Consider the following 21,706-nt stretch of genomic DNA (forward strand, 5'->3'; position numbering starts at 1 on the left):
CAGCGCCGCGACATCCCGCGCACCCGCGTCTTCAAGGACGACGCGCTTCTGGAGATCGCCTCCAGCAAGCCGGGCGACATGAAAGAGCTCTCGCGCCTGCGCCTCCTTCTGCGCGAGGCGCGCAAGGGCGAGATCGCGGAGGGCATTCTCGCCGCCGTCGACGCCGGGCTGACCTGCCCCGAGGAGGAGCTGCCCCGCCCCGGCCGCGCGCGCGACAAGGGCCAGCCCAACCCGGCGCTCGCCGATCTGCTGCGCGTGCTGCTCAAGGCGAAGTCGGACCAGGCCGACGTCGCGTCGAAACTGATCGCCTCGGCGGCCGATCTCGACGCGATCGCCGCCGGCGCCCGCGACGTCGCCGCGCTGACCGGCTGGCGGCGCGAGGTCTTCGGCGCCGACGCGCTCCGCCTCTGCGAGGGCGAGGTGGCGCTCGCCGCGAAGGGCCGTCAGGTGGACGTGATCGAGATCGACGGCGCCTGAGGCGCGCCTCAGACCCCGCCGCGCGCCGGAAAGACGAAGCAGCGGTCGCGCCGCACGGTCAGCCAGAGCGGCGTCCCGGGCTTCGGCAGGAAGACGTTGGGCACGGTCGCCCTCAGCGTCGAGCCGTCGAAATCCATCCGGAATTCCACGAGGCTCTCGTTGCCGAGGAAGCGCGCACGCTCGACGATGCCGCGCGCCGCGACACCCTCGCGCGCGGTCGGACTGGGGCCATGCCCGTTGCGGTCGAAGTCGATGCCGACGTGCTGCGGACGAAAGACGATGTCCACCTCCGCGCCGTCCGGCACCCCCGGCGCGAGGAAGCGGCCGAAGGGCGTCTCGGTCAATGCGCCGTTCACCGTGCCGCGGATCACGTTGATGTCGCTGAAGAAGGCGACCGCGGCCTTGTCCACCGGGGAGTTGTAGATGTTGTAGGGCGCGCCCTGCTGCACGATGCGCCCGTCGCGCATCAGCGCGATCTCGTCGGCCATGCGCATCGCCTCCTGCGGCTCGTGGGTGACGAGCAGCACGGCGGTGTCCACCTCCTTCAGGAGGGTCAGCGTCTCGTCGCGGATGCCGTCGCGGAGGCGGTTGTCGAGACCGGAAAAGGGCTCGTCCATCAGCATGATCCGCGGCTTCGGCGCGAGCGCGCGGGCGAGCGCCACGCGCTGCTGCTCGCCCCCGGAAAGCGCGTGCGGATAGTCGTCGGCGTAATGCGCGAGGCTCACGCGCTCCAGCAGCTCCATCGCCCGCGCGCGCCGCGCAGCCTTCGCCCCCGAGAGCCCGAAGGCCACGTTGTCGGCCACCGTCAGATGCGGGAAGAGCGCGAAGTCCTGGAACATCAGCCCGATGGAGCGCCGCTCGGGCGGGATGCGGAAGGCGGTGTCGCAGATCAGGTTGCCGTCGACATGGATCTCGCCCGCGTCCTGCATCTCGACGCCCGCAATGATCCGCAGCGTCGTCGACTTGCCGCAGCCCGAGGGACCGAGCAGGCAGGTCACCTGCCCCGGCTGGATCGAGAGCGAGACGTCGTCGACGACACGCCGGCCACCGTAGCTGCGCACGAGGTCGCGGATCTCGAGGCGGGGCGTGTCGGGTCGCAACGGGAAGCCTTCCGGGAGTTTTCCGAGCGAAACGCTCGGTCTCCGGCGCAGATAGCAACCCGCCCCCGCCGCCGCAAGGCGGGGGCGGCGAAGCCTCAGATGGTGAAGTTGGTCGCGCCGCCGTCGAGGAGCAGGTTCTGCCCCACGACGAAGCCGGCGTGCACCGAGCAGAGGAAGGCGCAGGCGGCGCCGAACTCCTCCGCCGTGCCGTAGCGGCGCACCGGGATGCTCGCCTCGCGCCGCGCGCGCGCCTCTTCCATCGTGATCCCCTCGCGCTCGGCCACGCCGGCGTCGAGCGCGTCGGCCCGGTCGGTCGCGTGGATGCCGGGCAGGAGGTTGTTGATCGTCACGCCGGCCTCGGCCACCTGCCGCGCGGTCCCGGCGACGTAGCCCGTGAGCCCGGTGCGCGCCGCGTTCGAGAGACCGAGTTGCGGGATCGGGGCCTTCACCGACTGCGAGGTGATGTTGACCACCCTGCCCCAGCCGCGCTCCATCATGCCGGGCAGAAGCGCCGTCATCAGCGCGATCGGCGCCAGCATGTTGGCGTCGAGCGCGCGGATGAAATCCTCCCGCTCCCAGTCGGACCAGACGCCCGGCGGCGGCCCGCCCGCGTTGGTCACGAGGATGTCCACGCCGTCGGCGGCCTCCAGCACCTGCGCGCGGCCATCCTCCGTCGTGATGTCCGCAGCGACCGGCGTGACCGTGACGCCATGCGCCTCGCGGATCTCGCGCGCCGCGCGCTCCAGCGCTTCCGCGCCGCGCGCGTTCATCACCAGATCGACGCCCGCCGCCGCGAGCGCCTCGGCGCAGCCGCGCCCCAGTCCCTTGCTCGACGCGCAGACCAGCGCCCGCTTGGCGGAGATACCCAGATCCATCGCACCCTCCCTCATCGATTTCGGAAGGCCTAGCACCGCCGTCGCAGCGGCGCCAGTCGAAGGCCGCCACCGCTCCGCACTCACGCCATATTCCCGGCGCAGGCAGAGCGCGTTACCGTCGCTTTTCACAGCAGGACACGATTCGCCCGATGACCGCCGATCGACCGCCGCTGCAGCTTCTCGTTCACGCCGCCGACCGGTTCCGCGTCGCACACGGCACGAACCGCGGCGACCCGCTGGGCGTGGCCGATGATCTGACCCCGGACGACGTTTACGAACTCGCGGCTGACGCCTCGCCTGCCCGCCTCGCCGTCGAGACCGCGGCGCAGACCGATTTCGCGGTGGCCGCGGGCTCGGCGCTCGGCCGGCCCGGCGCACCGCTGCATCTCGACTGCCGCCTGACCTTCATGGGCGCGGACGGCCACACGCTCGAGGGGCTGGTGCTCGTCGAACTCGACGGCGCGGGCTGCGTGGCGGGCGTCTATCTGCACCCGCTGGCGGAGATGGCGCCCCGCGCGGGCTACACGCTCGTCGCCGTCGACCGGGAGGGCGCGCGCCGCCGCTTCGCCGAAGTGGGCTGCGTCTCCTTCGCGCGCGGCACGCGGATCACGCTGTCGTCGGGGGCACAGGCCCCGATCGAGGCGCTGCGCCCCGGCGACCGGGTGCTCACCCGCGACGACGGTCCGCAGCCGGTGCGCTGGATCGGGCAGACGACGGTGCGCGCGGTGGGCGCCTTCGCCCCCATCGTGATCCGGGAAGGCGCGCTCAACAACGCCGGCGATCTGGTGGTGAGCCCCGATCACCGCCTCTTCGTCTGGCAGCGCGCCGACGCGCTCGGCGCGGGCCGGGCCGAGGTGCTCGTGCGCGCGCGCCATCTGGTGAACGGGACGACCGTGCGCGCCCGGCATGGCGGGTTCGTCGATTACTTCCAGCTTCTCTTCGACCGGCATCAGATCATCTACGCGGAGGGGATCGCGGCCGAGTCGCTGCTGATCGACGACCGCACCCGCCCGGTCCTGCCGGAGCCGACGGCACACGCCCTCGGTCCCCGCCTGACGGAGCACGGCAGGGCGCTGCATCAGGGCTACGAGGTGCGCGAGGGGCTCATGCGCCGCCCCGACGCGGTCGAACGCCTGCGCCGCGCCTCGGCGCGCTGAGGCGCGGCGGGACGGCGGGCGGGGCGCCTTTCGCGCCAGCGAAACAGCGCCGTCCCGCCGTCCGTGCCGATTGCGCAGGCACCGCCCCTTCCCTATATCGCCGCTCATGCTCGACGCGCGCGCCAATCGCCCCGACCTGCCGGCCGAGATCGCCCGCAGGCGCACCTTCGCCATCATCTCGCACCCCGATGCGGGCAAGACGACGCTGACCGAGAAGTTCCTGCTCTACGGCGGCGCGATCCAGATGGCCGGACAGGTGCGCGCCAAGGGCGAGGCGCGGCGCACGCGCTCCGACTACATGCAGATGGAGAAGGACCGCGGCATCTCCGTCTCTGCCTCGGCCATGTCCTTCGACTACAAGGACTTCCGCTTCAACCTCGTGGACACGCCGGGTCACTCCGACTTCTCGGAGGACACCTACCGCACGCTCACCGCGGTCGATGCCGCGATCATGGTGATCGACGGCGCCAAGGGCGTCGAGAGCCAGACGCGCAAGCTTTTCGAGGTCTGCCGCCTGCGCGACCTGCCGATCCTGACCTTCTGCAACAAGATGGACCGCGAGAGCCGCGACAGCTTCGAGATCGTGGACGAGATCCAGGAAAACCTCGCCATCGACGTGACCCCGGCCAGCTGGCCGATCGGGATGGGGCAGGACTTCCTCGGCTGCTATGATCTCCTGCACGACCGGCTGGAGCTCATGGACCGCGCGGACCGCAACCGCGTCGCCGAATCGATCGAGATCAACGGCCTCGACGACCCGAAGCTCGCCGAGAACGTGCCGCCCCAACTGCTCGAGAAACTCCGCGAGGAGGTCGAGATGGCGCGCGAACTGATGCCGCCCCTCGACCTGAAGGCGGTGCAGGAAGGCCACCTCACGCCGATCTGGTTCGGCTCCGCGATCAATTCCTTCGGCGTCAAGGAACTGATGGAGGGCATCGGCACCTATGCCCCCGAGCCGCAGCCGGCACGCGCCGAGCCGCGCCAGATCGCCCCCGAGGAGGGCAAGGTTGCGGGCTTCGTCTTCAAGGTGCAGGCCAACATGGACCCCAAGCACCGCGACCGCGTGGCCTTCGTCCGCCTCGCCTCGGGGCACTTCAAGCGCGGCATGAAGCTCACCCACGTCCGCTCGAAGAAGCCGATGACCGTCTCTGCGCCGGTGCTCTTCCTCGCCTCCGACCGGGAGCTCGCGGAAGAGGCCTGGGCCGGCGACATCATCGGCATCCCGAACCACGGCCAGCTGCGCATCGGCGACACGCTGACCGAGGGCGAGGCCCTGCGCGTCACCGGCATCCCCTCCTTCGCACCCGAGCTTCTGCAGGCCGCGCGGGCGGGCGACCCGATGAAGGCCAAGCACCTCGAGAAGGCGCTGATGCAGTTCGCAGAGGAGGGCGCGGCCAAGGTCTTCAAGCCGGTGATCGGCTCGGGCTTCATCGTGGGCGTCGTCGGGCAGCTTCAGTTCGACGTCCTCGCCAGCCGGATCGAGATGGAATACGGCCTGCCCGTGCGCTTCGAGCCGACGCAGTTCACCTCCGCCCGCTGGGTCGCGGGCGACAAGGCGGCACTCGAGCGCTTCGCCACCGCCAACAAGCAGCACATGGCGACCGACAACGACGGCGACATGGTCTATCTCACCCGGCTGCAATGGGACATCGACCGGGTGGAGCGCGACTGGCCCGACCTGACGCTCACCGACACCAAGGAAATGCAGGTCTGAGCCACGCCCGCGCGGCGGTCTTGGCGCAACGCCCCGCCCCCGCCATCATGTCGTCACACCGCCCCGGCATCCCCGGCGCGGCAGCAGAGGCGCAGCGATGAGCGACAGCGAAGAGCGGTGCACCTATCCCGGCGGCATCGACGCCGTGCTCGAAGAGATGGAGGCGCGGCGCGCGCCGCTCGATTTCGCCGCGGGCGAGGCGCTGCCGCCGCGCGATACCGATCTCGCGGCGCTCAAGGCCGCGCGCGTCCCGCCGCCCGCCGACGACCCGGAGCGCCGCGCCGCCCTCGCCTCGCCGAACCGGCGCAAGTTTCTCGCGCTGCGCGAGGAACTCGCCGGGCGCTCGGAGCTTGCCTGCCTGCACGGGCTGCTCGTCGCGCATCTGCGCAAGCGGGCGCAGCCGCCGCAGACGGCCCCGCTTTTCGTCCGGCTCTGGGCCGAGGAGAGCGACCACCTGCTGGCGGAGTTGAACCTGCGCTGGCAGGTCTCGGCGCTCACCACCTTCGGCGAGCACGGCGCGACCGAGACGCAGCGCATGGTGGGCGAATCGCTCTCCACGCTCTTCGCCATGATGAAGCTCTACGAGAGCGAGCGGCGCTATTCCGGCTTCGACCCGGGCATGAGCTTTCGCCTGCGCGGCCGCAGCCGGGCGCCGCTGCCGCTCGAGATGGACCCGTATTCGCTCGAGTCCGGCGGGCTCGACGTGAACCTCCTCGGCCGGCTCTGGCGTCTTGCCGAGGGCGACGCGGTGATCCGGCCGCTCGCGCACAACCTGCTGGACCGGGCGATGCACGACCGGCGCACGGTGTTCCGGCGGCTGCGCCGGATGCGCATGCGCAAGGCCCGCCGCGCCGCCCGCGCGCGCACCCCCGGATGAGCGCCCCGGAATGAGCGCCAGCGCGACATGGGGCGTGATCGCCACGATCAAGGCGCCGGACGCTGCGATCCTGCGCTTCGCGGCGCATCACCTCGACCTCGGCGCGCACCGCCTCTACCTCTACCTCGACGCCGACGCGCCGGAGGCGCAGGCCCGGCTCGCGGCGCATCCGAAGGTGCGGGTGGTGCGCACCGACGACGCCTGGTGGGCGAAGCGCAAGGGCCGGCCCGAGAAGCACCAGTCGCGGCAGTTCGTGAACGCGCGCCACGCGCTGAACCGCCGGGCGGAGTGCGACTGGCTCGCGCATGTCGACGTGGACGAATTCCTCTGGCCCGAGGGCGACCTCGGCGCGCGGCTCGCCGCCCTGCCGGCCGACTGTCTGACCGCGCGCGTCCGGCCGGTCGAGGCGCTGGCCGATCCGGCGGGCGGGCCGCCCGTGCACTTCAAGGCCGCGCCCGCCGACCGCGCGGCGCGGGAGCGTGCCGCCAAGCGCATCTATGGCCGGTGGGCCGCGCATCTGCCCGGCGGGTTCCTGAGCCATGTGCAGGGCAAGCTCTTCGTGCGTCCGGGCCACGGGCTGAAACTGAAGATCCACAACGCCTTCGCGGGGGAGACCGAGAACCCGGGCCTGCGGGAGCTCTCCGACGTGCGGCTCTGCCACCTCCACGCGCCCTCGTGGGAGGCGTTCCGCGCGCATTATCGCTACCGCCTCGCGCAGGGCTCCTACCGCGCCGAGCTGCGCCCGCAGGCCGGGGGGGCGCTCAATCTGCATAAGCTCTTTCGCCGGATCGAGGCCGAGGAGGGAGAGGCCGGGCTGCGCGCGCTCTTCGAGGCGGTGGCGGTGGCCCGTCCGGCGCTCCTCGCACGGCTCGACGCCGAGGGGCTCCTGCACCGCTGCGACCTCGCGCTCGAGGACAGGCGCCGGCGCCATTTCCCGGACTGAACCCGCGCGGCCGTTGCGCAACAGCGACGTGATTTTCCGACCATGATGCGCGTCCGGCTTTGCCTTCGGGGGTGGCTTGATTTAGAATTTCCGCAAGTCCGATTAAGGAAATCGAAATGAAAGACCACCTCACGCCCGCGATGCCCGACACGCATCAGGCCGAGCCCATCCCCGAGGCCGCGCGGGCCGAGATCGAACGGCTGCTGCTGTCCGGCGATCTCTTCCGCTACACCGCGCCGGAGGACGCGCCGGTGGCGCTGCTGGAGCGCGAGTTCGCCGAGATGATGGGCACGCGCTTCGCGCTCGCCGTGTCGAGCTGTTCGGCCGCGCTGTTCCTGTCGCTCGAGGCGCTCGGCCTGCCGCGGGGCGCGCGGGTGGCGATCCCGGGTTTCACCTTCGCCGCCGTGCCCTCGGCCATCGTGCACGCGGGCTGCGTGCCCGTGCTCTGCGAGGTGGGGATGGACTATCGCCTCGACCTCGAGGATTTCGCCGCGAAGCTGCCCGGGGTGGACGCGGTGATGATCAGCCACATGCGCGGCCACACCAGCGACATGGACCGGATCATGGAGCTCGCCGCGGCGCACGACCTGCCGGTGATCGAGGATGCGGCGCATTCGCTCGGCACGCTCTGGCACGGGCGCCGGATCGGCACGATCGGGCGCGTCGGCGCCTTCAGCTTCCAGAGCTACAAGCTGGTGAACGGCGGCGAGGGCGGCATGCTCGTGACCGACGACGCCGATCTGATCGCCCGCGCGGTCATCATGTCCGGCGCCTACGAGCACAACTGGAAGAAGCACGGCGCGCTGCAGGCGCCCTTCGAGACCTGGCAGAACCGCCTGCCGCTCTACAACATGCGGATGTCGAACCTCTCGGCGGCGGTGATCCGGCCGCAGCTCGCGGAGGTGCCGCGCCGGGTGCGCGACGGGCGCGCGGGCCATGACCGCGTCGCCGCGGCGCTGAACGCATCGCCCTGGATGGAGGTGCCGGCGCCCCTGCCCGGCGAGGCGCGCGCGCCGGATTCGATCCAGTTCAACCTGGTCGGCCTGACGCGGGACCAGCGCGCCGCCTTCGCCGAGGCCGCCGCCGCGCGCGGCGTGAAGGTGCAGATCTTCGGGATGAGCCGCGACAACGCGCGCGCCTTCTGGAACTGGGAGTTCCTGCCGGAGCGGGTGGAGCTGCCGCGCACGCGCGCGATGCTGGAGGTCGCCTGCGACGTGCGTCTGCCCGCGCGGCTTGAAACGGCCGAACTCGACGCGATCGCGGAGGCGCTGGTCGGTGCGGCGGAAGAGGCGGCGGGGGCCTGAGCCCCGGTCCTCACGTCAGCTTGTCGAGCTTCGCCTTCATCTCGGCGAGCTGGCGGCGCATCTCCTCGAGCTCCTTCGTCTCGTCGCTCTCCCCGGCGCGCGTCTCGGGCTGCGGGCCGGACAGCCCGCCGACACCGCCCCCGGTCATGGCCTTGAGGAAGGCCTCCTGCTGGGCGCGCACGGCTTCGTAGCCGGGCACGGCGCTCATCGGGTTCATCTTTTCCATGTTCTCCATCATCTTCGTCTGGCTGTCGCGCAGCATCTCGAAGGACATGGAGAGGAATTGCGGCACCATCGACTGCGCGCTGTCGGTGTAGCTGCGCACGAGATCGTTGAGCACGTTCACCGGCAGGACGTTCTCGCCCTTCGATTCGTGCTCTGCGATGATCTGGAGGAGATACTGCCGCGTGAGGTCGTCGCCGGATTTCAGATCGACGATCTGCACCTCGCGCCCGCCCCGGATGAAGCCGGCGATATCCTCGAGCGTGACGTAATCGCTCGTCTCGGTGTTGTAGAGCCGGCGGCTCGCGTAGCGCTTGATAAGCAGCGGCTTTTCCGTCTCGGCCACGCGCTTCCCTCCCGGTATGCGACATCGTTCCGGAAACGTAGTTGACGCCGGAGCGAAATGAAAGGGCGGGCGCGCCGCAGCGCCCCCGCCCCTCGCATACCGGTCGCGCCGCCGAGCGGCGCCCGCGCCTTACTTGGCGGCGGTCGAGGCCTTCTTGGCCGCCGTCGTCGCGTCGGCGGTCGCCTTCTTCATGGCGGCCGAGGCGTCCTCGGACATGTCCTTGCCTGCGGCCATCATCAGTTCGACGGTGTCCATCTGAACCTTCTTGGCGATCTCGGCATAGGCCGCCATGTGCTCGGCGGTGACCTCGGCCTGCGCGGAAGCGAAGTCGGTCATCGCCTTGGCGTAGTCGGCCGGCTCGGACTTGGCCTTGGTCATGTCGCCCATCTTGGCGAGCACGTCCTTCATCCACTTCGTCTGAAGCTCGGCGGACTTCTCGGCGGCTTCGATCGCCACGTGGCTGAGCTTCTCGTTCAGCGTCGCGGCGGTCTTGAAGCTGCTTTCCATCGAGGACGTGTCCACGGGGAACGCGGACATCATGTCCTTCATCATCTGGGTCATGTCGGGGGTGGCGGTCTTGGCGGTGGCCATTGTCTAAATCCTCTCTGGTACTTTGGAGCGATCCGGAGCCGGCCATCCCGGCGTCGGTGCTGAGGAGAATATGCATGCTGCAGTGCAGCATTTCAAGATCAAATTGCTGCAGTGCAGCATTTTCCCGAAAAATGCCGCAAGGTCAATCCGTTGGCGGCGCGACGACATAGGTGCCGGGGGCATCGTCGAGCGGCGGATGCTCCGAATCACCCGGCTCGCGGGCCGGCACCCACTTGCCCGACCGCTTCGCGAGCCACGCGTCCCAGCGCGGCCACCACGAGCCCTCGTGGAACTCCGCCGTCTCGCGCCATGCGTCGTGATCGAGCGACAGGGCGGCATTCGTGTAATGGCCGTACTTCTTCTTGGTCGGCGGATTGACGACACCGGCGATATGGCCCGACTGCGACAGGATGAAGGTGCGGGACCGGCTGCCCATCCCCTGCACGCCGCGGTAACAATCCTTCCAGGCGGCGATGTGGTCGGTCTCGCAGGCCACGGAACAGAGCGGCACGTCCACGTCGCGCAGATGCAGCCGCTCGCCGAAGAGCTCGATGCCCTCCTCGGCGAAGGCGTTGTCCTGACAGAGGCGGCGCAGGTACTGGATCGCCATCTTCGCCGGCAGGTTCGCCCCGTCCCCGTTCCAGTAGAGCAGGTCGAAGGCCGGCGGCGTCTCGCCCATCATGTAGCTGCGGATCGCCGGCCCGTAGACCAGATCCCGCGACCGGAGGAAGGAGAAGGTGCGCGCCATGACCTGGCTCGGCAGCACGCCGGCGTCGCGCGCCTCGCCCTCGATCGCGTCCACGAAATCGTCCTGCAGGAAGGGCGTGAACTCCCCCTGGTCGGAAAAATCGGTGAGCGCGGTGAAAAAGGTCGCGGATTTGATCGACTTGTCGCCGCGCTTCTTCATGAGCGACAGCGTCAGCGCCAGCGTCGTGCCGGCGATGCAGTAGCCCACGACGTTGATGCGCTCCTGTCCGGTCATCGCCTTCACTTCGCGAATCGCGGTCAGGAATCCCTCGTCGATGTAGTCCTCCATGCCGACCTCGGCATAGGAGGGACCGGGATTGACCCAGCTGACCATGTAGAGCGTGTAGCCCTGTTCGGTCAGCCACTTGACGAGGCTGTTCTTCGCTTTCAGGTCGAGGATGTAGAACTTGTTGATCCACGGCGGGAAGATCAGCAGCGGCGTCTCGCGCTGCTGCTCGGTCGCGGGGGCGTACTGGATGAGCTCCATCATCCGGTTGCGGTAGACGACCTTGCCCGGCGACGTGCCGATGTTCTCGCCCACCTTGAAGGCGCGCTCGTCGGCCAGGCGCACGACGAGTTCGCCCTCGTTGGCCTCCAGATCCGCGACAAGGTTCTCGAGCCCCATCACGACGCTCTCGCCCTCGGTCTCGATCGCCTTCTCCAGCACATCCGGGTTGGTGCCGAAATAGTTGGTGGGCGCCATCATCTCGACGATCTGGCGCGAGAAGTAGCGCAAGCGCCGCTTTTCCGTCTCGTCGAGATCGTCGATCGCGGTCACGGCGTCGTCCACCGCCTGCGCGTAGATCATGTACTGCTGCTTGACGAAGTTGAAATAGGGGTGCGTCTTCCAGAGCGGGTTGGCGAAGCGCGGATCCTCGGGCGTGTCGTCCTCGGGCGGCTCGAGCTGGCCGTGCGCGAGCTGCTTCTGCGCCTCGACCCAGTGGGACAGCGACTTTCCCCACCAGGCGATCTGCTGTTCCAGGAGCTTGCCGGGGTTCTGCATCCATTCGACCCACCACGCCGCGGCGGCCTTGGCGTAGAGATCCCCGCCCGGGGTGCTGAGCCCCGGATTCGACGGCGGCTTGCTGCCGAGCGCCCGGATCAGCCGCTGCGTCAGCTCCTCGATCCGCTGGAGGTTCTCCTGCATGCGCTCGGCGCGTTCGATCTCGGAGACGTCATTGGTTGTCATGCTGCGGGATTCCACTTATCGTCGCTGCTGTGCAGCGTAGGTTGCCGGGGGAGCCGGGGCAACGAGGATATATGCGTCGTGGCCTGCATGTTCGGGCTGCGGTGTCCGGAGCGGCGGACGAAAAGGAGACCCTGATGCGCTATATGGCGACCTATGATTTCATGGAATCGGTTCGTAACACGAACCAGTGGCTCGGTGCGACCGCCAAGGCGCTCTCCGCCTATCCCTGGCTTTCGATGACGCCCAATCCGCTGATCCAGTGGATGGGCGCCTGGGGCGAGGTGACCGAGCGCAGCTTCGAGCGCATGGTCTGCAAGCCCGACTGGGGCATCCACACGCACACCTGCGCGGACGGGCGCGACCATCTCGTGCGCGTCGAGACCGTGATGGAGAAGCCCTTCGCCGATCTCGTCCACTTCAACGTGGTCGGCCGCCCGGAACAGCCGCGCAAGATCCTGCTCGTCGCACCGATGTCCGGCCACTACGCCACGCTCCTGCGCTCGACGGTCAAGAGCCTGATCCCCAACTGCGAAGTCTACGTGACGGACTGGCACAACGCCCGCGACATTCCCGTGAGCTGCGGCAAGTTCGACGTGGAGGACTACACCCTCTACCTCGTCGATTTCCTGCGCGAGCTCGGGCCGGACACGCATGTGATCGCCGTCTGCCAGCCGGCGCCGCTGGCGCTCGCGGCGACCGCGCATCTCGCCGCCGAGGACCCGGAGGCGCAGCCGCGCACGCTGACGCTCATCGGCGGGCCGATCGACCCGGACGCCACGCCGACCGACGTCACCGACTTCGGCCGCCGCGTGACCATGGGCCAGCTCGAGGAAACGCTGATCCAGCGCGTCGGCTTCAAGTACAAGGGCGTCGGGCGCATGGTCTACCCCGGGCTCCTGCAGCTCTCGTCCTTCATGTCGATGAATGCCGACCGGCACTCGCGCGCTTTCCGCGACCAGATCATCCGCGCGGCGAAGGGCGAGGCGTCGGACCACGACCCGCACAACCGCTTCTACGACGAATATCTCGCGGTCATGGACATGACGGCGGAGTTCTACCTCTCGACGGTCGAGCGCATCTTCAAGAACCGCGAAGTCGCCGAGAACGCCTTTACCGTCGCGGGCAAGCCGGTGGACATCGGCCAGATCACCAATGTCGCCGTCAAGACCGTCGAGGGCGCGAAGGACGACATCTCGGCACCGGGGCAGTGCGTCGCGGCGCTCGACCTGTTGACCGGCCTGCCCGCCGACAAGAAGGCCAGCCACCTCGAACCCGATGCCGGCCATTACGGGATCTTCGCGGGCAAGAGCTGGCGCAACAACATACGCCCCCTGGTGCTCGACTTCATCGACGCGAACAGCGGTCCCCACGCCCCCGCCGCCGCCGAGCAGGTCGCCTAACTGCGGCGGCCGCGCAGGCGGCGCCAGAGCGGCCGCACGTCCGTCGCGGCGACCATAACACCCAGCGGAATCATCCAGAAGCCGAGTACCGGCAGAAACCCCAGGATGCCGCCCACGATCAGCAACAGCCCCACGGGTAATCGCGTGCCGGGCGGCAGGCGGCGCCGGATGCAGCGCTGCCAGTAACGCAGGCGCGCCCGCCAGCGGCGGCGCGGCCGCCGCGATGGCCCGGAGCTCATGCCGGCGCGTACATGCCCTTTTCGCGCGCCAGACCCTGCATCCGCTCCTGCAGCTTCTCGAAGGCGCGCACCTCGATCTGACGGATGCGCTCCCGGCTGACGTCGTAGCGCCCCGAGAGCTCCTCGAGAGTCACCGGATCGTCGGTCAACCGGCGCTGCGTGAGGATGTCGCGCTCGCGCTCGTTCAGAACGCCCATCGCCTCGGCCAGAAGCTCGCGCCGCGCGTCGAGCTCGTCGCGCGCCTCGTAGTCGCTCGCCTGGTCGGCGCTCTCGTCCTCGAGCCAGTCCTGCCACTGCAGCGAGCCCTCGCCCTCCTGGCCGACCTGCGCGTTGAGCGAGGCGTCGCCGCCCGACAGACGCCGGTTCATCGAGATCACCTCTTTCTCGGTCACACCGAGATCCTTGGCGATCCGCTGCACCGCTTCCGGGCGCAGGTCACCCTCCTCCAGCGCGCCGATGCGCGCCTTGGCCTTGCGCAGGTTGAAGAAGAGTTTCTTCTGCGCCGACGTGGTGCCCAGTTTCACGAGGCTCCATGAGCGAAGGATGTATTCCTGGATCGAGGCGCGGATCCACCACATCGCGTAGGTGGCGAGGCGGAAGCCCTTCTCGGGGTCGAAGCGCTTGACCGCCTGCATCAGCCCGACGTTCGCCTCCGAGATCACCTCGGAGGTCGGCAGGCCGTAACCGCGGTAGCCCATCGCGATCTTCGCCGCGAGGCGCAGGTGCGAGGTGACCAGCCTGTGCGCCGCCTCGGTGTCCTGCTCCTCCACCCAGCGCTTGGCGAGCATGTATTCCTCTTCCGGTTCCAGAAGCGGAAACTTCCGGATCTCCTGAAGATATCGGTTGAGACCCTGCTCGGGACTCGGGGCCGGCAGATTCCCGTAATTCGCCATTTCTGACCTCTCCTGCGTCCCCGCAATGTTGCGGGGCTTAACATAAATAGTGAACCGCTCGGTTCAGTTCAAGCCCGCCATCCGGGGCGCCCCGTGTCAGGGATGCCTCACCGCGGGCGGCGTCGAAAGGGAAACCCGCCAGCATGTCAGCGGTTTCACGCGGACGTGCAGGCACGGGAGAAAATGTTACGTCCCGGGGCTCAAAGCAGCGGCGCCATGGTGGCCATCAGGTTCTGCAGCGCGCGGCGCCCCTGCGACCACGCCGCCACTTCCTCCGGTGCGACGCGCTGCGCGCTGGCGATGTACTCGGCCTGCCGCGCGTCGAGCGCGCCGACGAAGTCCCCGTCGGCGGCCAGGAGCGAGTTCTCGAAGTTGAGCTCGAAGCTCCGCCGGTCGAGGTTGGCCGACCCGATCATCGCCGCCTGCCCGTCGATGCTGACGATCTTGGCATGCAGAAGGCCGCCGGGATATTCGTGGATGCGCACCCCGGCGATCAGAAGCTGGCGGAAGTAGCTCCGGCTCGCCAGCCCCACGACGACGCTGTCGTTTCGACCCGGCAGGACGAGGTCCACCGCGACACCGCGCAGGGCGGCAGCGCAGATCGCCTGCTGTACCGTCTCGCTCGGCACGTAATAGGGCGTGGTGATCGTGAGCCGCTCGCGCGCCGCGGCGAAGAGCAGCGTCGCCGTGTCCGGCACATCGGCGAAGGCGTCGTCCGGCCCCGTCCCCATCGCCACCGCCGTCACCGCGCCGCCGGGCACGGGCGCGACCGGCGCGGCGAGCAGATCGCGCAGATCCTCGCCCGCGTGCAGTTCCCAGTCCTCCGCGAAAAGGCACTGCAACTGCCAGGCCACCGGCCCCTCGACACGCGCCATCACGTCCACCCAGGGCGCGTATCGCGCCTTGGGCCGGAAGGCCGCGTCTGCGCAGTTCTGGCTGCCCACATAGGCCACGCGCCCGTCGATCACCGCGATCTTGCGGTGGTTGCGGATGTCCACCCGCGCAAAGAACATGTGCAGAAGCGCGAAGCGGAAGCCGAAGGCGAGCCCGGTCTTCACCCCGGCCTCGGCGAGCGCGGCCCAGGCGCGCGACTGCGTCAGCTTGCGCGAGCCCAGCGCGTCCACCATGACCCGGCAGGTCACGCCGCGCCCGGCCGCGCGGCGCACCGCCTCCAGCACGGCCGTGCCGTTGGTGTCCTCCAGCCAGATGTAGAACAGGAGGTGCACGGTTTCCGTCGCCGCGTCGATGTCCGCCACGAGCCGCCGGATCGAATCCTCCGACGAGGCCGCGAGCGTCGCCCGATTGCCGCCGACCGGCGCGAACCCGTTCGACGCCGCGGCCCGGCCGAAGGCCTGCGCGGCCGGCAGATCGGCATGCGCGACCGGCACCACGCCGGGCACCGCCCGCGGCAGACGCGCCTCGATCGTCTTGAGCTGACGCAGTTTGCGCCGGCCGAAGTCGACCTCGCCGAAGAGGAAATAGAGAAGGATGCCCAGACCCGGCAAGGCGACGACGCAGATGATCCAGGCGAGCCGCGCCGCCGGCGTGCGCCGCTCCCGCAACAGGATGCGAAAGAGCGTTGCGATCTGCGCGGCGAAGAAAACGAGCGCGCCCGCCGACAGGAAGAGCACCGTCCCGTTCATCCCCCCCCGCCCCCGCGGAGCGTCGCGATCAGGGCCTCCATGTCCGGCGGCAGCGGCGCGGTGAAGCGCATCTCCTCGCCGCTGACCGGATGACGGAAGCCGAGCACCGCGGCATGGAGCGCCTGCCGCGGGAAGCCCGCGGCGCCCTCGGCCGCCCCCGCGGGCAGCGCGCGCGCCGCGAGCCGGCGGCGCCCGCCGTAGAGCGGGTCGCCGATCAGGCCGTGGCCGACATGCGCCAGATGTACGCGGATCTGGTGCGTGCGCCCGGTCTCGAGCCAACAGTCCACCAGCGCCGCCGCCGGCGGCGTGCCGAAGGTCTCGGCCACGCGCAGGCGCGTGACCGCGCGACGCCCGCCACTCTTGCGAACCGCCTGCCGCTTGCGCTCGTGCGGGTGGCGTCCGAGCGGCGCCTCGATCCGGAGCACGGCCGCCGGCTCGTCCGAAACGCCCGGAATCCCCATCAACCGCGGCTCCGCCGCGTCCGGCACGCCGTGAACGACGGCACGGTAAAGCCGCTCGACACTGTGCGTGGCGAACTGCGCGGCCAGCGCGCCATGCGCGCGATCGCTCTTGGCGGCGACGAGCACGCCGCTCGTGTCCTTGTCGAGGCGGTGCACGATGCCCGGCCGCTCCTCGCCGCCGATCCCCGAGAGGCTCCCGCCGCAGTGCCACATCAGCGCGTTGACCAGGGTGCCCGCCGGCGTGCCCGGCGCGGGATGCACCGCCATGCCGGCGGGCTTGTCGATCACGATGAGATCCGCGTCCTCGTGGAGCACGGAGAGCGGGATCGCCTCGGCCCCGAGGTCGTCGCGCGGGCGCACCGCGAGGGCGATCTCGACCGCCGCCCCCGGCATGGGGCGGGCGGCCGGATCGCGGGCCGGCACGCCGTCCACCCGCACCGCCCCCTCGGCGAGGAGCCGCGCCAGACGGGAGCGCGACAGCCTTGCCCCGTCTGGCGCATGGGCCGCCAGCGCCTTATCAAGGCGGGACGGCGGATCGGCGCCGAGATGGAAGCGGAGGATCTCTTCGGTCATGGACGGAGCGCCTCGGGAGGAGCAGGAACCCGCACAGCTCAGGCGGCTGCGCCGGCTGGTCACGGTGCTGACAGCGACCATGATCGTCGGCTGTCTAGTCGTGATCGTCGTGCTTGTCATCCGCCTGGCCGACCGCAGCCCTGCCCTGCCGCAGGTGATCGAACTTCCCGACGGCGCCGCGGCGGTGGCGCTGACGCAGGGGCCCGGCTGGTACGCGGTGGTCACCGACGACGACCGCATCCTGATCTACGACCGGATGACCGGCACGCTGCGCCAGACCGTCCGGGTGACGTCCGGCGAGTGACGTGACGCGCCCGCCGTCGCTCAGCGGCGGCCGGCGAAGAACGCGCGCAACAGCTCCGCCGCCTCCCGCTCGGCGAGGCCGGGGTAGACCTCGGGCCGGTGGTGCGCCTGGGGGTGGGAAAAGACCCGCGCGCCGTGGGCCACGCCGCCCGATTTCTCGTCCGCCGCGCCGTAATAGAGCCGCGCGATCCGGGCGAAGGCGATGGCCTGCGCGCACATCGCGCAAGGCTCCAGCGTGACGTAAAGGGAATGCCCCGGCAGCCGCTCGGACCCGGCCGCCGCGCAGGCGGCGCGCAGGGCGAGGATCTCGGCATGCGCGGATGGGTCGGACAACGCGCGCGTGCGGTTGCCCGCCCGCGCGACGATGTGCCCCGCCGGGTCCGCGACCACCGCGCCCACCGGCACCTCGCCGCGCGCGGCGGCAGCGCGCGCCTCGGCGAGCGCGGCGTCCATATGCGTGCGAAACGCCATTCCGGCCATTAGCGAGGCAGGCGGCGCTTGCGCAAGGGGCGCGCGGCGCCTAGAGCCGGGCCATGAGTGGCAAGAGCCCCACATCCCCCGAGGGCGAGCGCATCGCCAAGGTGCTCGCCCGCGCGGGCGTCGCCAGCCGGCGCGAGGCCGAGCGCCTGATCACCGAGGGGCGGGTCAGCGTGAACGGAAAGCGCATCGAGCGCGCCGCGCTCAACGTCACGGACCGCGACCGCATCACCGTCGACGGGCGCGAGATCGGGGCGCCCGAGCCCGTGCGCCTCTGGCTCTATCACAAGCCCGCGGGCCTCGTGACCACCACGAAGGACGAACAGGGCCGCCCCACCGTCTTCGACGAGCTGCCCGAGGGCATGCCGCGGGTGATGAGCGTGGGCCGGCTCGACCTCAACTCCGAGGGGCTGCTGCTGCTGACCAACGACGGCGCGGTGAAGCGGCGGCTCGAGCTGCCCGCGACCGGCTGGACCCGCCGGTACCGCGCGCGGGTGAAGGGCCGGCCCACCGAGGACACGCTGGCACCGATCCGTGCGGGGCTGACGCTCGAGGGCGAGCGGTTCCAGCCGATGACCGTGCGCATCGACCGGCAGACGGGCGCGAACGCCTGGCTCACGATCTCGCTGCAAGAGGGCCGCAACCGCGAGGTCCGCCGCGCGCTCGAGGCGGTCGGCCTGCCGGTGAACCGCCTGATCCGGGTGAGCTACGGGCCCTTCCAGCTCGGCGAGCTGAAGCCCGGCGCGGTCGAGGAGGTCAAGCCGCGCATCCTGCGCGACCAGCTCGGCCTTGCCCCCGAGGCCGCGGGGGCCCCGGAGAAATCCGTGAAACCCGCGCGCGCCCGGCGACGGAGCGCGCCCCCCCGGCGCGGCAACGGCGGCAACGGCGGCCGCGGCTCGGGGCGCACCTAGCTAGGCGGCCGGCGATTGCCTATGTTGGCCCCGACGCAGACCAAGGGGCCGTTTCGTGTCGCGACTGATCATCGCCCTGCTGCTCGCCGCGGTGCTGACGGCCGCGGCCGCCATCGCCGTCTCGCTGATCTCCGAGACGGGCGAGCGGACCGGGCGTGCCATGGGCCGGCCCGGCGGACGGCTCAACGCGGTGCAGCGGGTCGCCTATGTGCTGCTGATGGCGGTCATGCTGGGCACCGCGGCCGGCTGGCTGGGGCCCGAGTGATGGCAGAGCGCTACGGCAGCAAATACAGCCCCGACCCCCCGCCCGAGGATGCGGAGGCGCGCGCGGCCGCGCACCGCCTCTCGACCGCGCCGACGCGCTTCCGCATCGACCCCGCGGGGGCGCGCGTCAATTTTCTCTATCTCCCCGCCGCCGTGCTGGCGTTCGTGGCGCTCGGCGGCGGGCCGGAGCGGCTGGCCCTCGGGCTGATCGGCGCGGGGCTCTGGGCGCTCGCCGCATGGCTCACGCGCGAGGGGCTGAGGGCCGAGGCCGCCTATCACGACCGCACGGTGGCGCGCCGCCCCGCGCTGCCCCGCAAGCTCGCGGCGAGCGCCCTGACAGGCGCCGGCACCATTGTCGCCGCCGCCGTCTCGGGAACCGATCCGCTCGGTGCGGTGCTCTACGGCGTGATCGCCGCGGCGCTGCACGCCACGGCCTTCGGGATCGACCCGCTCTCGGACAAGGGCGTAGCCGGCGTGGACGAGTTCCAGCAGGACCGCGTCGCCCGCGCTGTCGAGGAGGCGGAGGCCCGGCTCGCGGAGATCCGCCGCACCGCCGCACGGATCGGCGACCGCCCGCTCGAGGAGCGGGTGGCGCGCTTCGAGACCGCCGCGCAGGAGCTGTTCCGCACAGTCGAGGCCGACCCGCGCGACCTGACCTCGGCTCGGCGCTTCCTGTCGGTCTATCTGACCGGTGCGCGCGACGCGACGGCGAAATACGCCGAGATCGCGGGACGCGGCGGGTCGACCGCCGCACGGCAGGACTACATGGCGCTTCTCGACGATCTGGAAGAGAATTTCGCGGCCCGCACGCGGAAACTCTTGCAGAACGACCGCACCGACCTGAACGTCGAGATCGAGGTGCTGCGCGACCGCCTCAAGCGCGAGGGACTGCGGACCGAGGACAGCGACGAATGAGGACACCCGAGATGTCGGACAAGGTACGCGCCGAGGCCCGCGAGGCCACGGGCCTCGTGGACGAGGCGACCGCCGTGACGCTGCCCGAGCCCGGTGCGGCAGAGGCCGTCACGCCGCTCGAGAAGGCCGATCCAGCGACGTCGGCCGAAATTCGCCGCCGGATGGAGGAGATCGACCTCCGCGACACGAACTCCATCGTCTCCTTCGGTTCGACGGCGCAGGCGGAGCTGCAGGAAATCAGCCAGTCGATGCTCGCCGACGTGCGCAACAAGGACGTGGGGCCGGCGGGCGATTCGCTGCGCGACATCGTCACGACGATCCGCGGCTTCTCCGTCTCCGAACTCGACGTGCGACGCGACCGCACCTTCTGGGAGCGGCTCACCGGTCGCGCCGCGCCCTTCGCACGGTTCACCGCGCGCTACGAGGAGGTGCAGGGCCAGATCGACCGCATCACCGACAACCTCCTGCGTCACGAGCATCGGCTGCTGAAGGACATCAAGTCGCTCGACCACCTCTACGAGAAGACGCTCGCCTTCTACGACGAACTCGCGCTCTACATCGCCGCGGGAGAGGCGAAGCTGCGCGCGCTCGACGCAGAGGACATCCCCGCGAAGGAACGCGCGGTCGCGGCCGCCGCCCCCGACGCGCAGGTGATGGCCGCGCAGGAGCTGCGTGACCTGCGCGCGGCGCGCGACGATCTGGAGCGCCGGGTGCACGACCTGAAGCTCACGCGGCAGGTCACGATGCAGTCGCTCCCCTCGATCCGGCTGGTGCAGGAGAACGACAAGAGCCTCGTGACCAAGATCAACTCGACGCTCGTCAACACCGTGCCGCTCTGGGAGACGCAGCTCGCGCAGGCGGTGACGATCCAGCGCTCGGCCGAGGCCGCGGCGGCCGTGAAGGAGGCGAGCGACCTGACGAACGACCTTCTGACCTCGAACGCGGAGACGCTGCGCGAGAGCAACCGCGCGATCCGCCACGAGATGGAACGCGGCGTGTTCGACGTCGAGGCGGTCAAGACGGCCAATGACGAGCTCATCGCGACGATCCGGGAGAGCCTGCAGATCGCCGACGAGGGCAAGGCGAAGCGCGCCGAGGCCGAGACCGAACTTCAGAAGATGGAGGCGGAGCTGCGCGAGACGCTGTCCGCCGCGAAGAGCCGGGGCGCGGCAGAGGCGTCGTCGGAATGATCGCGCGGCGCGCCCTCTCCTTCGCGCCGGCGCTGGCACTGCTGGCCGCCTGCGAGGTCGCGCCCCCCGACGTGGCGCCGCCGGAGACCGCCCGCCCCGAGACGCCAGAGGCCGCGGCGCCCGCCGATGCGGCCCCCGACGCGCGCTCGGGGCAGAGCCGCGCGCTCGCCACGCACTACGCGCGTCTCGAGGACGACCTGCTGGCGCGGGGGCTGCTGCGCACCGATGGCGGCGGACCGGACACCCGTTACTCGACCCAGGATCTGCTGACGAACTTCGAGCGCATCGCCTTCTACGAGGAATACGTGCGCGGCGCCGGGTTGCGGCGCGCGTCCCGCACGCCGGGACGGCTCAAGCGGTGGCCGGGCCCCGTGCGCGTCACGGCCGAGTTCGGCGCCAGCGTCCCGCCCGCGCAGCGCACGCGGGACACGAACGAGCTTCGGGGGTTCGTCGCGCGGCTCGCGCGGGTGACCCGGCATCCGATCACCTACACCGAGGGGGATGCGGCGAATTTCCACGTCCTGTTCATGGGCGAGGACGACCGCGCTCAGACGATCCGGCGCATTCGCGCCCTGGTGCCCAACATCGACGCCACGGCGCTGGATATCTTCCGCGACATGCCGCGGGGGATCCACTGTCTCGTGCTCGCCTTCTCGGATGAGCCGGGGGGGCAGCGCTACGATCAGGCCATCGCCTTCATCCGGGCCGAGCATCCCGACCTGATGCGGAGCGCATGCATCCACGAGGAGGTGGCGCAGGGTCTCGGCCTCGCCAACGACAGCCCGCGCGCGCGACCCTCGATCTTCAACGACGACGACGAGTTCGCGCTGCTGACGAGCCACGACGAGATGCTTCTGCGGATGCTCTACGATCCGCGCCTGCGGCCGGGGATGAC

23 protein-coding genes are annotated in these 21,706 nt (G+C 70.4%); 13 read left to right on the forward strand and 10 right to left on the reverse strand.

The genetic code is table 11. The features are described from left to right. Positions 1 to 477: HRDC domain-containing protein (locus ACESL7_RS02255; RefSeq protein ID WP_372891029.1), on the forward strand; the 477-nt coding region annotated here is incomplete at its 5' end. An 8-nt stretch (positions 478 to 485) separates the two neighbouring features. Here the strand turns inward: ACESL7_RS02255 and ACESL7_RS02260 are convergent. Together ACESL7_RS02260 and ACESL7_RS02265 are read right to left on the reverse strand one after the other, a co-directional pair. Beyond that, positions 486 to 1,577: an ABC transporter ATP-binding protein gene (locus ACESL7_RS02260; protein ID WP_372891031.1), complete on the reverse strand. Its 1,092-nt coding sequence runs from the start codon at positions 1,575 to 1,577 to the stop codon at positions 486 to 488. A 95-nt stretch (positions 1,578 to 1,672) separates the two neighbouring features. Further along, positions 1,673 to 2,452, reverse strand: coding sequence for an SDR family oxidoreductase (locus ACESL7_RS02265; protein WP_372891033.1), 780 nt, complete (start codon positions 2,450 to 2,452; stop codon positions 1,673 to 1,675). A 149-nt stretch (positions 2,453 to 2,601) separates the two neighbouring features. On the opposite strand from ACESL7_RS02265, the gene ACESL7_RS02270 reads away from it, so the two are divergent. From ACESL7_RS02270 to ACESL7_RS02290, 5 genes are all read left to right on the forward strand, one after another. After that, positions 2,602 to 3,609, forward strand: coding sequence for a Hint domain-containing protein (locus tag ACESL7_RS02270; RefSeq protein WP_372891034.1), 1,008 nt, complete (start codon positions 2,602 to 2,604; stop codon positions 3,607 to 3,609). Between the two features lie 106 nt (positions 3,610 to 3,715). Then, the gene (locus ACESL7_RS02275; protein WP_372891036.1) at positions 3,716 to 5,323 is read left to right on the forward strand and encodes a peptide chain release factor 3; all 1,608 of its coding nucleotides are present in this window, start codon (positions 3,716 to 3,718) and stop codon (positions 5,321 to 5,323) included. Positions 5,324 to 5,420: 97 nt separating this feature from the next. After that, positions 5,421 to 6,200: a hypothetical protein gene (locus tag ACESL7_RS02280; RefSeq protein WP_372891037.1), complete on the forward strand. Its 780-nt coding sequence runs from the start codon at positions 5,421 to 5,423 to the stop codon at positions 6,198 to 6,200. A gap of 10 nt (positions 6,201 to 6,210) precedes the next feature. Then, positions 6,211 to 7,143 (forward strand): glycosyltransferase family 2 protein, encoded by a 933-nt coding sequence (locus tag ACESL7_RS02285; RefSeq protein WP_372891039.1) that lies wholly within the window; start codon positions 6,211 to 6,213, stop codon positions 7,141 to 7,143. Between the two features lie 116 nt (positions 7,144 to 7,259). Then, complete coding sequence (locus tag ACESL7_RS02290) at positions 7,260 to 8,447, forward strand: DegT/DnrJ/EryC1/StrS family aminotransferase (protein ID WP_372891041.1); 1,188 nt, start codon at positions 7,260 to 7,262, stop codon at positions 8,445 to 8,447. Between the two features lie 10 nt (positions 8,448 to 8,457). On the opposite strand, the gene phaR is transcribed toward ACESL7_RS02290, so the two are convergent. The 3 genes from phaR to ACESL7_RS02305 all read right to left on the reverse strand — a co-directional run bounded on the left by phaR (position 8,458) and on the right by ACESL7_RS02305 (position 11,542). Then, entirely contained in the window at positions 8,458 to 9,015 is a 558-nt protein-coding gene (gene phaR / locus ACESL7_RS02295; RefSeq protein ID WP_372891043.1) for a polyhydroxyalkanoate synthesis repressor PhaR, read from the reverse strand. Positions 9,016 to 9,144: 129 nt separating this feature from the next. After that, on the reverse strand, positions 9,145 to 9,606 hold the full coding sequence (locus tag ACESL7_RS02300; protein WP_372891045.1) for a phasin, PhaP: 462 nt from the start codon (positions 9,604 to 9,606) through the stop codon (positions 9,145 to 9,147). A 142-nt stretch (positions 9,607 to 9,748) separates the two neighbouring features. After that, positions 9,749 to 11,542, reverse strand: a complete 1,794-nt coding sequence (locus ACESL7_RS02305) for a PHA/PHB synthase family protein (RefSeq protein WP_372891047.1) — start codon at positions 11,540 to 11,542, stop codon at positions 9,749 to 9,751. Between the two features lie 134 nt (positions 11,543 to 11,676). On the opposite strand from ACESL7_RS02305, the gene phaZ reads away from it, so the two are divergent. Then, positions 11,677 to 12,942, forward strand: coding sequence for a polyhydroxyalkanoate depolymerase (gene phaZ / locus ACESL7_RS02310; RefSeq protein WP_372891049.1), 1,266 nt, complete (start codon positions 11,677 to 11,679; stop codon positions 12,940 to 12,942). Here the strand turns inward: phaZ and ACESL7_RS02315 are convergent. From ACESL7_RS02315 to ACESL7_RS02330, 4 genes are all read right to left on the reverse strand, one after another. Beyond that, the gene (locus ACESL7_RS02315; protein ID WP_372891051.1) at positions 12,939 to 13,181 is read right to left on the reverse strand and encodes a hypothetical protein; all 243 of its coding nucleotides are present in this window, start codon (positions 13,179 to 13,181) and stop codon (positions 12,939 to 12,941) included. The two genes, phaZ and ACESL7_RS02315, sit on opposite strands and share 4 nt — an antisense overlap. After that, positions 13,178 to 14,074 carry an RNA polymerase sigma factor RpoH gene (gene rpoH / locus ACESL7_RS02320; protein WP_372891053.1) on the reverse strand — a complete coding sequence of 299 codons (897 nt, stop codon included), beginning with the start codon at positions 14,072 to 14,074 and terminating at the stop codon, positions 13,178 to 13,180. Before rpoH ends, ACESL7_RS02315 begins: the two co-directional genes overlap by 4 nt. Before the next feature lie 200 nt (positions 14,075 to 14,274). After that, entirely contained in the window at positions 14,275 to 15,717 is a 1,443-nt protein-coding gene (gene cls, locus ACESL7_RS02325) for a cardiolipin synthase (protein ID WP_372891055.1), read from the reverse strand. Then, positions 15,714 to 16,751, reverse strand: a complete 1,038-nt coding sequence (locus ACESL7_RS02330) for an RluA family pseudouridine synthase (protein WP_372891057.1) — start codon at positions 16,749 to 16,751, stop codon at positions 15,714 to 15,716. Before ACESL7_RS02330 ends, cls begins: the two co-directional genes overlap by 4 nt. Here ACESL7_RS02330 and ACESL7_RS02335 point away from each other — a divergent pair. Beyond that, positions 16,750 to 17,055, forward strand: a complete 306-nt coding sequence (locus ACESL7_RS02335) for a DUF6476 family protein (protein ID WP_372891059.1) — start codon at positions 16,750 to 16,752, stop codon at positions 17,053 to 17,055. The two genes, ACESL7_RS02330 and ACESL7_RS02335, sit on opposite strands and share 2 nt — an antisense overlap. 20 nt (positions 17,056 to 17,075) lie before the next feature. Here the strand turns inward: ACESL7_RS02335 and ACESL7_RS02340 are convergent, their stop codons facing one another. Continuing rightward, entirely contained in the window at positions 17,076 to 17,525 is a 450-nt protein-coding gene (locus tag ACESL7_RS02340; RefSeq protein WP_372891061.1) for a nucleoside deaminase, read from the reverse strand. Positions 17,526 to 17,587: 62 nt separating this feature from the next. Between ACESL7_RS02340 and ACESL7_RS02345 the strand changes: the two genes are divergently transcribed. The 5 genes from ACESL7_RS02345 to ACESL7_RS02365 all read left to right on the forward strand — a co-directional run. Further along, a complete protein-coding gene (locus ACESL7_RS02345; protein WP_372891063.1) occupies positions 17,588 to 18,442 on the forward strand; it encodes a pseudouridine synthase in 855 nt (284 codons plus the stop codon). A gap of 55 nt (positions 18,443 to 18,497) precedes the next feature. Then, on the forward strand, positions 18,498 to 18,707 hold the full coding sequence (locus ACESL7_RS02350) for a hypothetical protein (protein ID WP_372891065.1): 210 nt from the start codon (positions 18,498 to 18,500) through the stop codon (positions 18,705 to 18,707). Further along, positions 18,707 to 19,621 (forward strand): 5-bromo-4-chloroindolyl phosphate hydrolysis family protein, encoded by a 915-nt coding sequence (locus ACESL7_RS02355; RefSeq protein WP_372891067.1) that lies wholly within the window; start codon positions 18,707 to 18,709, stop codon positions 19,619 to 19,621. The genes ACESL7_RS02350 and ACESL7_RS02355 overlap by 1 nt, the downstream gene beginning before the upstream one ends. Positions 19,622 to 19,632: 11 nt before the next feature. Further along, positions 19,633 to 20,811, forward strand: a complete 1,179-nt coding sequence (locus tag ACESL7_RS02360) for a toxic anion resistance protein (RefSeq protein WP_372891071.1) — start codon at positions 19,633 to 19,635, stop codon at positions 20,809 to 20,811. Then, positions 20,808 to 21,706, forward strand: an 899-nt coding sequence (locus ACESL7_RS02365) for a DUF2927 domain-containing protein (RefSeq protein WP_372891069.1), incomplete at its 3' end; no start/stop codon positions are given. The genes ACESL7_RS02360 and ACESL7_RS02365, both read left to right, overlap by 4 nt.

It is taken from the genome of Rhodosalinus sp. (assembly GCF_041685465.1).
GTDB lineage: Bacteria > Pseudomonadota > Alphaproteobacteria > Rhodobacterales > Rhodobacteraceae > Rhodosalinus.